9 protein-coding genes are annotated in these 11,627 nt (G+C 67.2%); 1 reads left to right on the top strand and 8 read right to left on the bottom strand.

The window, feature by feature from the left end:
* Positions 1–6: 6 nt before the first annotated feature.
* The 8 genes from KI611_RS15315 to KI611_RS15350 all read right to left on the bottom strand — a co-directional run bounded on the left by KI611_RS15315 (position 7) and on the right by KI611_RS15350 (position 10,348).
* The gene (locus KI611_RS15315; RefSeq protein ID WP_226416515.1) at positions 7–1,368 is read right to left on the bottom strand and encodes an 8-oxoguanine deaminase; all 1,362 of its coding nucleotides are present in this window, start codon (positions 1,366–1,368) and stop codon (positions 7–9) included.
* Positions 1,365–2,345 (bottom strand): ABC transporter permease, encoded by a 981-nt coding sequence (locus KI611_RS15320; protein WP_264180068.1) that lies wholly within the window; start codon positions 2,343–2,345, stop codon positions 1,365–1,367. Before KI611_RS15320 ends, KI611_RS15315 begins: the two co-directional genes overlap by 4 nt.
* Positions 2,290–3,363 (bottom strand): ABC transporter permease, encoded by a 1,074-nt coding sequence (locus KI611_RS15325; RefSeq protein ID WP_226416516.1) that lies wholly within the window; start codon positions 3,361–3,363, stop codon positions 2,290–2,292. Before KI611_RS15325 ends, KI611_RS15320 begins: the two co-directional genes overlap by 56 nt.
* Entirely contained in the window at positions 3,350–4,891 is a 1,542-nt protein-coding gene (locus KI611_RS15330; RefSeq protein ID WP_226416517.1) for an ABC transporter ATP-binding protein, read from the bottom strand. Before KI611_RS15330 ends, KI611_RS15325 begins: the two co-directional genes overlap by 14 nt.
* Complete coding sequence (gene xdhC / locus KI611_RS15335) at positions 4,888–5,910, bottom strand: xanthine dehydrogenase accessory protein XdhC (RefSeq protein WP_226416518.1); 1,023 nt, start codon at positions 5,908–5,910, stop codon at positions 4,888–4,890. Before xdhC ends, KI611_RS15330 begins: the two co-directional genes overlap by 4 nt.
* A complete protein-coding gene (xdhB, locus tag KI611_RS15340) occupies positions 5,910–8,258 on the bottom strand; it encodes a xanthine dehydrogenase molybdopterin binding subunit (protein WP_226416519.1) in 2,349 nt (782 codons plus the stop codon). Before xdhB ends, xdhC begins: the two co-directional genes overlap by 1 nt.
* Positions 8,255–9,760 (bottom strand): xanthine dehydrogenase small subunit, encoded by a 1,506-nt coding sequence (gene xdhA, locus KI611_RS15345; protein WP_226416520.1) that lies wholly within the window; start codon positions 9,758–9,760, stop codon positions 8,255–8,257. Before xdhA ends, xdhB begins: the two co-directional genes overlap by 4 nt.
* Before the next feature lie 93 nt (positions 9,761–9,853).
* Entirely contained in the window at positions 9,854–10,348 is a 495-nt protein-coding gene (locus tag KI611_RS15350; protein ID WP_226416521.1) for a nucleoside deaminase, read from the bottom strand.
* A 158-nt stretch (positions 10,349–10,506) separates the two neighbouring features.
* Between KI611_RS15350 and KI611_RS15355 the strand changes: the two genes are divergently transcribed.
* Positions 10,507–11,586, top strand: a complete 1,080-nt coding sequence (locus KI611_RS15355) for a BMP family ABC transporter substrate-binding protein (RefSeq protein WP_319002301.1) — start codon at positions 10,507–10,509, stop codon at positions 11,584–11,586.
* The last annotated feature ends 41 nt before the right edge of the window (positions 11,587–11,627 follow it).

Genomic DNA, 11,627 nt, shown 5'->3' on the forward strand with positions numbered 1-11,627 from the left:
GGCTGCTCAGCGGTTGCCGTTGACCAGTTGCCGGGCCAGGCGGTTGTGGGTGGCGACCAGCACCGGGAGGTCGAGCGGCAGCAGTTGGCCGTCGGCGACCACCGCTTTGCCGTTGATGATCGAATGGCGCACCGCCTGCGGCGTGCAAAAGACCAGCGCGGCGACCGGGTCATGCACGGCGGCGCCGGCCAGATCGAGACCGCCGGTCGAAAAGGCGACCAGGTCGGCGCTCATGCCCGGGGCCAGTGCGCCGATGTCGTCGCGGCCGAGGACTCTGGCGCCGCCCAATGTGGCCAGTTCCAGCGCCTGACGGGCGTTCATCGCCGCCGGGCCGTGGCTGACGCGGGCCAGCAACATCGCCTGCCGGGCTTCGCCGAGCAGGTGGGCGGCGTCGTTCGAGGCGCAGCCGTCGACGCCGAGGCCGACATGGACGCCGGCGGCGCGCATCGCCGGGATCGCCGCGATGCCGGAGGCCAGGCGCATGTTCGAGCAGGGGCAATGGGCGATGCCGGTGCCAGTACGGGCGAACAAGCCGATGCCCGGCGCGTCGAGCTTGACGCAGTGGGCGTGCCAGACGTCGTGGCCGACCCAGCCGAGCGATTCGGCGTATTCGGCCGGCGTCATGCCGAACTTCTCGCGGCTGTAGGCGACGTCGTTGTCGTTCTCGGCCAGGTGGGTGTGCAACGAGACGCCATGGCTGCGCGCCAGGGCGGCCGACTCGCGCATCAGATCGCGACTGACCGAGAACGGCGAACACGGCGCGACGACGATACGCTGCATGGCATGGCGGGCCGGGTCGTGCCAGGTCTCGATCAGGCGCTGCGTGTCTTTCAGGATGCTCGCTTCGCTTTCGACCAGCCGGTCCGGCGGCAGGCCGCCCTGGCTTTCGCCGACGCTCATGCTGCCGCGCGCCGCGTGGAAGCGCATGCCGATGGTCGCGGCGGCCTCGATCGAGTCGTCGAGACGGCTGCCGTTCGGGTAGAGGTAAAGATGGTCGCTGGAAGTCGTGCAGCCGGAGAGGATCAGCTCGGCCATCGCGGTCAACGTGGAAATCCTGATCATTTCCGGCGTCAGCCCGGCCCAGATCGGGTACAGGCGGCGCAGCCAGCCAAACAGTTCGGCGTCCTGGGCACCGGGAATGACCCGCGTCAGGCTCTGGTACATGTGGTGGTGCGTGTTCACCAGGCCGGGCAAGGCGACCGTGCCGGCCAGCGAGATCACCCGGTCGGCGCTGGCCGGCAGTTCGGCACGGCTGCCGACCGCCTCGATCACGCCGTCGCGGATGAAGACGCCGCCGCCGGGGATTTCGCGGCGGGCGGCGTCCATGGTGACGAGAACGTCGGCGTCTTTCAGTAGCAGTGTGGTCATGGCAGGAAAGGCTTGCCGAGCGAAGCCGGCAGGTTGAGTTGGAGCAGTCGACGGTCGCGCGAAATGACGACCAGCACGACGATGGTGGCGAGGTAAGGCAGCGCGGCGAGAAACTGCACAGGCACCGAAATGCCGAGCCCCTGGGCGTGGAACTGCAGGATGGTAACGGCGCCGAACAGGTAGGCGCCGAGCAGCAGCCGGCTCGGTTTCCAGGTGGCGAAGACGACCAGCGCGACGGCGATCCAGCCGCGCCCGGCGCTCATGTTCTGGACCCACAGCGGGGTATAGACGGTGGACAGGTAGGCGCCGGCAATGCCGGCCATGGCGCCACCGAAAGCCACCGCGCCGTAGCGGATGCCGAGCACCGGGTAGCCGATCGCATGCGCCGCTTCCGGCGATTCGCCGACCGCCTTGAGCAGCAGGCCGAGGCGGGTTTTGGCCAGGGTCCAGGCAACGCCGGCAAAGGCGATGAAGGAGAGATAGACCACCCAGTCCTGCTTGAAGAAGATCGGGCCGAGCAGCGGGATTTCCGAGAGCAGCGGAATGGCGATCGGCTGCAGGCCGGGCAGGCTGTAGCTGACGTAGTGCTGGCCGATGAAGGCGGAAAGGCCGATACCGAAGATGGTCAGGGCCAGGCCGCAGGCGGCCTGGTTGGCGGCCAGCGACAACGCGAAGAAGGCGAAGATCATCGCCGCCGCCGCGCCGGCCAGGGCCCCGGCCGGCAGGCCGGTGACCGCGCCGTAACCGGTTTCGGCAGCGACCGCAAAACCGGCGATGGCGCCGATCAGCATCATGCCTTCGACGCCGAGGTTGATGACGCCGCTGCGTTCGCTGACCAGTTCGCCGAGGCCGGCGAAGATCAGCGGGGTGGCGGCGGCCAGCGTGCCGGCAAAGACCGGGAGCAGGTGTTCGAGCATGGCGTTATCCTCGGGCAGCGGACAGTTGCGGGCGACGCAGGCGGTTATCGATGAAGGCATCGGCGCCGAGCAGGAAAAACAGCAGCATGCCCTGGAAAATGCCGGTAATCGCGGCCGGCATCTGCAGGCTGACCTGGGCCGCTTCGCCGCCGAGGTAGATCAGCGCCATCAGACTGCCGGCGAGGACGATGCCGAGCGGGTGCAGACGGCCGAGGTAGGCGACGATGATCGCCGCAAAACCGTAGCCCGGCGAGATATTGAGGTTCAACTGGCCGACCGGTCCGGCCACTTCGCCGACCCCGGCCAGGCCGGCGGTCAGGCCGGAAATGACCAGGCTGAACCACACCGTGCCCTTGGCCGAGAAACCGGCATAGCGCGCCGCGGCGGGCGCCAAGCCGCCGACCTCCAGCTGGTAGGCAAGGAAGCTCCTGGCGTTGAACAGCCAGAAGGCGAGCACCGCGAACAGCGTGATGAAGATCGAGGTATTGACCCGCGAGCCGTCGAGGAGAATGCCGAACAGCGCGTTGTCGGCGAACATGATCGACTGCGGGAAGTTCATGCCCTCCGGATCGCGCCACGGGCCGTTGACCATGTAGGAGAGGATGAAGTTGGCGACGTAGGCCAGCATCAATGTGGTCAGCGTTTCCTCGGCATTGAAGCGGGTCTTGAGCAGCGCCGGCAACGCCCCCCACAAGGCGCCGCCGAGGGCGCCGGCGACGACCATGGCCGGGATCACCCAGGCCGAAGCGCTGCCCTCCATATAAATGGCGACGCCGCCGCCGAACAGCGCGCCAACGATCAGCTGGCCCTCAGCGCCGATGTTGTAGATGCGCGCCTTGAAGCCAATGGCCAGGCCCTGGGCGATCAGGATCAGCGGGCAGGCCTTGATCAGCAGTTCGCTCCAGCCGTAGCTGCTGGCCAGCGGCTGAATGAAGAAGACTTCGAAGGAAGCGAGCGGCGGCTTGCCGAGCGCCCAGAACAGCACCGAGCCGGCGAGCAGCGTGGCGACGATGGCGATCAGCGGCGCCGTCCAGCGCAGCAACTGCGACGGCTGGGCGCGGGGTTCAAGCAGGTGCATGGCCGGACTCCGTGGGCTGGGCGGTTACGGCAAACAGGCCGGACATCTGCAGACCGACCGATTCGGCATTGGTCGCCGCCTTGGGCTGGGCGGCGGAAAGCTTGCCGGCGGCCAGCACGGCAATGCGGTCGCTGATCTCGAACAATTCTTCGAGTTCTTCCGAAACGACCAGAATGGCGACGCCGGTGCGCGACAGGTCGAGCAGCGTCTGGCGCAGGAAGGCGGCGGCGCCGACATCGACGCCCCAGGTCGGCTGGGCGACGATCATCACCTTCGGGGCGAGCATGATTTCGCGGCCGACGATGAATTTCTGCAAATTGCCGCCGGACAGCGACCGGGCCGCCGACCCTGGCCCGCCGCAGCGCACATCGAAGCGGGCGATGCACTGCTCGGCGAATTCCTTCGCTTTCCGGTAACTGACCAGGCCCCACTGCTTCATGCCCTGGCGGTGCGCCGTCAGCAGCGCGTTGCGGGCCAGCGACTGGGCAGGTACGGCGCCCCGGCCGAGCCGTTCTTCCGGCACGAAAACCAGGCCCTGGGCCCGTCGCCGGCCGGCATCGAGATGGCCGATGGCCTCGCCGGCGAGCCAGATGGCTTCGCGATCAACGGTCGTTTCGCCGGACAGCGCGGCCAGCAGCTCGGCCTGGCCGTTACCGGAAATGCCGGCGATGCCGAGGATTTCGCCGGCATGGACGGTCAGCGAGATGTTTTCCAGTGAAGTGCCGAACGGATCGTCGGATACCAGGCTGAGGCGGTCGACTTCGAGGACCGGCTTTGGTTCGCCGGTGTAGAGCGGCGCCGCGCAGACCGGCAGTTCGCGCCCGATCATCAGGCGGGCCAGACTGGCCGGCGTCTCGTCGCGCGGAATGGCGGTGCCGGTCACCTTGCCGCCGCGCATGATCGTCGCACGGTCGCACAGAGACTTGATTTCGTGCAGCTTGTGGCTGATGTAGAGAATGGAGACGCCTTCCGAGGCCAGCCGACGCAGCGTCTCGAACAGTTTCTGCACGGCTTGCGGGGTCAGCACTGAGGTCGGTTCGTCGAGGATCAGCAGTTGCGGGTCCTGCAGCAGACAGCGGACAATTTCGACGCGCTGCCGTTCGCCGACCGACAGGCTATGCACCATGCGCTGCGGGTCGAGCGGCAGGCCGTAGCGTTCCGACACTTCCTTGACGCGAACCGCCAGCGCCGGCAGGTCGAAAGGCTCGTCGAGCACCAGAGCAATGTTCTCGACCACGCTCAAGGTCTCGAACAGCGAGAAATGCTGGAAGACCATGCCGATGCCCAGTTGGCGGGCCTGCGCCGGGTTGGCGATGGCGACCTGGCGGCCGTTCCACATCATCTCGCCGTCGTCGGCCTTGACCGCGCCATAGATGATCTTCATCAGTGTGCTCTTGCCGGCGCCGTTCTCGCCGAGGATGGCGTGGATTTCACCCGGCTCGACCGACAGGCTGATGTCGTCATTGGCCACAACGGCGGGATAGCGTTTGGTGATATGCAGCAGTTCCAGGCGGGCGCTGGCGCTCATGGTTCCTCCGGCAGGCTGTGGGTATCGGGCAGGCGGCGCTGGCCGGCCTGCCTGATCAGTTGGCGACTGTTCTCGATCTGATAAAGCTGGGCGGCAACGGCCAGCGCAATGGCCGCCGGTTCCTTGCTGACGATGCCGGGGATGCCGATCGGGCAGGTCAGTTCGGCCAGCCGTTCGGGCGCCAAGCCGCGGTCGCGCAAGCGGTGTTCGAAGGAAGCGCGCTTGCTATGCGAGCCGATCAGGCCGAAATAGGCGAAATCCTGGCGCTTGAAAATTTCCTCGCACAACGAAAAATCGAGGCTGTGATTGTGCGTCATCACCAGGAAATAACTGCCGGCCGGCGCCCTCTTCACTTCGCTTTCCGGGATGTCGGTCAGCACTTGGCGGCAGCCCGCCCCCTCGGCCCCGGCAAAGCCCTCCTCCCGGCTGTCGATCCACGTCAGGCGGGCGCCCAGCGGCTGCAATTGGCGAACCAGCGCGCGCGCCACGTGGCCGGCGCCGAACAGGAACACCGGAAAGCGCTGGTCGGCGATTTCCTGCCGGAACAGCCAGTAGCTCGGGTCGCCGATCAGTTGGGTGCCGGCGCCCGGACTGTCGGTCAGTTGCCAGGCCGAGGCCGCCCCGAAGCGGTCGAGTTGGCGCTCCAGCCGCTGGCCGCCGTCGACCGCCAGCCGCCGCATTTGCCACAGTCCCAGACTGGCCGCCGGGATGGTTTCGAAGAGCAGCCAGACCACTCCGCCGCAGCACTGGCCGAGCCGGGCGCCGAGGTTGAAGCGAAGCAGTTCGGGCTGCCGACTGCCGGCGGCGAGCAAGCGCCGGGCATGATGGATCGCCTGCCACTCAAGATGGCCGCCGCCTATCGTGTCGCTGCTTCGCTGCTCGCCGACCACCATACCGGCCCCCGCCTCACGCGGCGCCGAACCCTGGGTCCGGGCGACGCTGACCAGCACGCAATCCCGGCCACTGGCCAGGTGCTGCGGCAGCGCGTGCAACCAGTCGTCGGGCCGGTTCTCGTCCATCACTGCCACCCGGTTTCCCGGCGCTGGCCGTTGGTGATGGCGCGCAGGATGGCTTCCGGCGTCGCCGGCGCACTCAGCTTGACCTGGCTGCCGGCCGGCAGCGTCGCGCCGACCGCGTCGCGCAGCGCCTGGAAGACCGACAGCGCGAGCATGAAGGGCGGCTCGCCGACCGCCTTCGAGCGGTGGATGCTGTCTTCGACATTGGCGTTGTCAAAGAGGCGGACGTTGAAGACTTCCGGCAAATCGCTGGCAGTCGGGATCTTGTAGGTCGAGGGCGCATGGCTCATCAGCCGGCCGGCCTGGGCGCCCTCGGTTTTCCACCACAACTCTTCGCTGGTCAGCCAGCCCATGCCCTGGATGAAGCCGCCTTCGATCTGGCCGATATCGAGCGCCGGATTGATCGAGCGGCCGACGTCGTGCAGCAGATCGACGCGCAGCACGCGGCTTTCGCCGGTCAGCGTGTCGATGGCGACTTCGCTGCACGAGGCGCCGTAAGCGAAGTAGAAGAAGGGCCGGCCGAGCTTGGTAACCGGGTCGAAATGGATTTTCGGCGTCTTGTAGAAACCGGCATCCCACAACTGGATGCGCGCCCGGTAGGCGGCCATCACCAGTTCGGGGAAGCTGGCGTCGTAGGCCTCACCGGCCTTGACGCGACCATCGACGAATTGCACGTCGGTCGCCGCCACCTTGCCGTTGCACAGATCGACGACGAAGGCGGCAAGCCGCGCCTTGATGTTCAGGCAGGCGTTTTGCGAAGCCTTGCCGTTGAGGTCGGCGCCGCTCGAGGCAGCGGTTGCCGAGGTGTTGGCGACGCGGCTGGTGTCGGTCGAGGAGAGGCGCACGTCTTCGAGCGGCAGGCCGAATTCCTGGGCGACGATCTGCTTGATCTTGGTGTAAAGGCCCTGGCCCATCTCGGTGCCGCCGTGCGAAACGAGCACGGTGCCGTCGGTATAGACATGGACCAGCGCGCCGGCCTGGTTGTAGTGCGTGGCGTTGAAGGAAATGCCGAACTTGAGCGGGGTCAGCGCCAGGCCGCGCTTGATGACCGGGCTGCTGGCGTTGAATTCGGCAAGCGCGGCGCGGCGGGCAGCGTAGTCGCAACTGGCGGCGAGTTCGGCGACCAGCGCCGGGGCGACGTTGTCTTCGACGCTCATGCCGTAGGGCGTCGTGCTGCGCGCGCCGGGAACGGTGTCGTAGAAGTTGATCTGCCGGACTTCGAGCGGATCGCGCCCGAGATGGCGCGCGATGTCGTCGAGCACGGTCTCGATGACGAACATGCCCTGCGGCCCGCCGAAGCCGCGGAAAGCGGTGTTCGACACGGTATTGGTCTTGCAGCGCAGGCTTTTCAGCGTCACCGCGTCGAGATAGTAGGCGTTGTCGATATGGCAGATCGTGCGGTCATTGACCGGCCCGGACAGGTCGGCCGAATAGCCGCAGTTCGAGGCCATCTCCAGCTTCAGGCCGAGCAGGCGGCCGGCCTCGTCGAAGGCGGATTCCCAGGCGTACTGGAAGCCGTGGCGCTTGCCGGTGGCGATCATGTCGTCGTCGCGGTCGAGACGCATTTTGACCGGTTTTCCGGTGTTGACCGCCAGGATCGCCGCCAGGCAGGCCCATTGCGCCGACTGCGATTCCTTGCCGCCGAAACCGCCACCCATGCGCCGGATCTCGACGCTGATCTGGTGCGAACGCCAGCCCAATGCGCGCGAGACGAGCTGCTGCATCTCGGTCGGGTGCTGCGTCGAGCAGATCAGGTGCAACGTCCGGTCTTCCCTGGGCTGGACGTAGGAAATCTGGCCTTCGAGGTAGAAATGTTCCTGTCCGCCGACGCTTGTCGTGCCGCTCAGGTGATGCGGCGCTTCGGCGAAGGCGGCATCCACCGGCCCGCGCTGCATCGCGAAGGGCGGCAGCACCCAGGACTCGGCGGCAATCGCTGCGTCGATGTCGAGGACGGGCGTCGTGGCTTCATATTCCACTTTCGCCAGACGCACGGCCTGACGGGCCGCGTCGCGCGTTTCGGCGGCGACGGCGAAGATGACCTGGCCGTAGAACTGGATCTCGTCGCCGGCGATGATCGGATCGTCGTGCAGGATCGGCCCGCAATTGTTCTCGCCGGGAATGTCGGCGGCGGTGATGACGCAGCGCACGCCGGGATAGGCGCGCACGGCGGCGAGGTCGAGCTGCTTGATGCGGCCGCGCGCGCAGGTCGACAAGCCGGCCGCCGCGTGCAGCGTGCCGGCCAGTTCCGGCAGGTCGTCGATGTAGGCGGCCTTGCCGCTGACGTGGAGATGGGCGCTCTCGTGCGGCACCGGGCGGCCGATCAGCGATGCCCCGGCGACTGCGGCGCTCATGCCTGCACCGCCGGCCGGATCGGGGCGAGCTGCGCCAGACGCACGGGCGGCGGCGCCTCGCCCTGGTCGGGCCGGGTTTCCAGCCAGAAACGGTGGAGCAGGTTTTTCGCCACGCTCAGCCGATAGGCGCTGCCGGCGCGAACGTCGGCCAGCGGGGCGTAATCTTCGCCGAGCGCCGCCATGGCATGGCGCACGCTGGCCAGCGTCCACGGCCGGCCGAGCAGCGCCATTTCGCAGCTGAGCGCCCGTTTCGGGGTCGCCGCCATGCCGCCGAAGGCAAGACGGGCGCGGCGAATCAGCCCTTGCGCGTCGACATGCACGGCAAGGCCGGCACAGACGGCGGATATATCCTGATCGAGCCGTTTGGCCACCTTGTAGCTGCGAAAGATGCGGCGCAGCGGCGCGAACGGGGCATCGAGCACCAGCCCGCGGACGAACTCGCCGGCCCGCAGCGCGGTCTGCTGGTAGGCGAGATAGAAGTCTTCAAGCGGCATCTCGCGCCGGCTCTCGCCCTGTTGCAGCACGATGCGGGTACCGAGCGCGATCAGCGCCGGCATCGAATCGCCGATCGGCGAGCCGTTGGCGACATTGCCGCCGAGCGTCCCGGCGTTCTTGACCGGGGTCGAGGCGAAGCGCCGGGCCAGTTCGGCCCATTGCGGCTCGAAGGCGGTGAGCGCGGCGAAGGCATCGGTCAGCGTGACGCCGGCGCCGATTTCCAGACGGCTGGCGCCGACGCTGATGGTTTTCAGTTCGGCCACCGCGCCGAGCTGGATGATTTCGCCGAGATCGCGCCCCTGCTTGGTGACCCACAGGCCGACGTCGGTGCCGCCGGCGACCAGCCGGGCGGCCGGCCGGGCGAGACGGAGGGCGGCCAGTTCGGCCAGGCTGCGCGGGCTGTGGCTGCGTCGGCCAGCCGCCTGGTAGTCGAGCGGCGGCAGCTTGGCCATCTGCTGCAACGCGGCGATCACCGGCTGCCGTGCGAGGTTCTGCCGGGGCAGCGCGTAGGCGTCGCGCGTCGCATCGACAATCGGCCGGTAGCCGGTGCACCGGCACAGGTTGCCCGACAGCGTATGGTCGATTTCCTCGCGTTCGGGGCAGCTAGTCTGGTTTTCGTAGAGCGCGAACAGCGACATTGCGAAACCCGGCGTGCAGAAGCCGCATTGCGAACCGTGCCGGTCGACCAGCGCCTGCTGCACCGGGTGGAGCTGGTCGGCGGCCGGCGCCAGATCTTCGACGGTGAACAAGGCCTTGCCGTCGAGCGAAGGCAGGAACTGGATGCAGGAATTGACGGCGCGCAGGCGCAATTCCTGCTGCCCGTCGGCCCCGACCAGTTCGCCGACGACGACGGTGCAGGCGCCGCAATCGCCCTCGGCGCAGCCTTCCTTGGTGCCGGTCTGTTGGCGGTCTTCACGCAGGTGCTGGAGCACGGTGCGGGTCGGCGAGGCGCCATCGACCTGCTGGATTGCGCCGCGAAAATAGAAGTGGATTGGACGTTCGGCCATGATCAAAAATGCGTCGAATTGCGATGTTTCAAAGTAGCACGGCTCCCCGGCGGGGTTGATCAGCGGCCAGCGATAAGGATTATCTGCGCTGGCTTATGGCCGTTCCCAGAAGCCAACATGCGGCGCCGCCGCCGCGTCTTCGAGACAGGGGCCGGTGACGGCGACCGGACGCTGGCCACGGGCGAAGACCTCGCGACAGGGCAAGGCAAAAGTCGGGTTTTCCGGGTGGTCGCCGGTCAGCGAGAGCAGCCGATGTTCGGACAGCGCATAGACGACGCGGCCGATGCCGCACCAATAGATCGCCCCGGCACACATGGCGCAGGGTTCGGCGCTCGAATACAGCGTCGCCCCGGCCAGTTCATCCGGCGTCAGGCGGCGGGCGGCCAGCCCGGCGGCCACCAGCTCGGCATGGCGGGTCGGGTCGCCGTCCGGCGGCAGCGAGTCGTTGCCGGCTTCGGCGACGATGCGGCCGGCGGCGTCGACGACCAGCGCGGCAAACGGATGCTTGCCGGCGGCGCGGACCTGGCGGGAAAGTTCGATGCTGCGCTGCAGAAAAAACAGGTCCGTGGCGGACAGGATTTGGCTCATGGCGGACTCCTTTAAGGTCGGCAATTATCGCGGCCGGCCGGGGCCGGCCATAGCAGCGTTGAGGAATACTGGTCATAACGCCGGCGGGATGGGTCTGGCGGTTGGCGATTGCTACAGTGCAGCAACCAACCCCCTCACCCCTCCAAGGAGAACCACGCATGCTGCTCTCTCGCCTCAAGACCCTGACTGCCGTCGCGGCGCTGTCTGTTGCCAGCCTGACCGGCGCCCAGGCGGCCGACCCGCTGAAGGCCGGTTTCGTCTATATCGGCCCAACCGGCGACCACGGCTGGACCTATTCGCATGACGAAGGCCGCAAGCTGCTGGAAAGCCAGTCGGCCGGCCAGGTGAAAACCACCTTCGTCGAGAATGTGCCGGAAACGGCCGACGCCGAGCGGGTTTTCCGCGATCTGGCGCAAAAAGGCAACAAGGTGGTCTTCGGCACCTCCTTCGGCTACATGAACCAGATGACCAAGGTCGCCAAGGCCTTCCCCAACACCGTCTTCATGCACGCCACCGGCTACAAGACGGCGGCCAATCTCGGCGTCTATGACGTCCGGACCTACGAAGGCGCCTACATGCTCGGCGTCGTCGCCGGCAAGATGAGCAAGGGCAACAAGCTGGGCGTCGTCGCTTCGATCCCCATCCCGGAAGTGATCCGCAACATCAACGCTTTCACGATCGGGGCGCGCAGCGTCAATCCGGCGATCACCACCCGCGCCATCTGGGTCAATAGCTGGTTCGATCCGGGCAAGGAACGCGAAGCCGCGCTGGCGCTGATCGCCCAGGGTTGCGACGTGCTGATGCAGAACACCGATTCGCCGGCCGTCGTCCAGGCCGCCCAGGAAAAAGGCGTGCTCGCCTTCGGCTGGGATTCCGACATGAGCAAGTTCGGCGGCAAGGCGCACCTGGCGGCATCGGTGCTCAACTGGGGCGTCATCTACAAGAAGACCGTCGATGAAGTGCAGGCCGGCACCTGGAAGAGCGGCGACCTGTGGTGGGGCGTCAAGGAAGGTGCGGTCAATATCGAGAGCTTCGGCTCGGCCGTGCCGGCAGAGGTGAAGAAACTGGCCGAACAGCGGCGGGACGACATCAAGTCCGGCAAGCTCCACCCGTTCACCGGCCCGCTCAAGGACCAGGCCGGCAAGGAGCTGCTCGCGGCGGGCAAGAGCTATGCCGACGGCGAGTTGAAGAAGATGAATTTCTACGTCGAAGGCGTCGACGGGGCGATTCCCAAATAAGCCGTCGGCTGTGCGGCCATCAAAGCGCCCTGTGGGGCGCT

This window comes from Dechloromonas denitrificans, assembly GCF_020510685.1.
Classification (GTDB): Bacteria; Pseudomonadota; Gammaproteobacteria; order Burkholderiales; family Rhodocyclaceae; genus Azonexus; species Azonexus denitrificans_A.

Coding starts and splice junctions, on each gene's coding strand:
- KI611_RS15315 (WP_226416515.1), bottom strand. CDS start 1,368: ATGACCACACTGCTACTGAAAGACGCCGACGTTCTCGTCACCATGGAC.
- KI611_RS15320 (WP_264180068.1), bottom strand. CDS start 2,345: ATGCCTTCATCGATAACCGCCTGCGTCGCCCGCAACTGTCCGCTGCCC.
- KI611_RS15325 (WP_226416516.1), bottom strand. CDS start 3,363: ATGCACCTGCTTGAACCCCGCGCCCAGCCGTCGCAGTTGCTGCGCTGG.
- KI611_RS15330 (WP_226416517.1), bottom strand. CDS start 4,891: ATGAGCGCCAGCGCCCGCCTGGAACTGCTGCATATCACCAAACGCTAT.
- xdhC (WP_226416518.1), bottom strand. CDS start 5,910: ATGGACGAGAACCGGCCCGACGACTGGTTGCACGCGCTGCCGCAGCAC.
- xdhB (WP_226416519.1), bottom strand. CDS start 8,258: ATGAGCGCCGCAGTCGCCGGGGCATCGCTGATCGGCCGCCCGGTGCCG.
- xdhA (WP_226416520.1), bottom strand. CDS start 9,760: ATGGCCGAACGTCCAATCCACTTCTATTTTCGCGGCGCAATCCAGCAG.
- KI611_RS15350 (WP_226416521.1), bottom strand. CDS start 10,348: ATGAGCCAAATCCTGTCCGCCACGGACCTGTTTTTTCTGCAGCGCAGC.
- KI611_RS15355 (WP_319002301.1), top strand. CDS start 10,507: ATGCTGCTCTCTCGCCTCAAGACCCTGACTGCCGTCGCGGCGCTGTCT.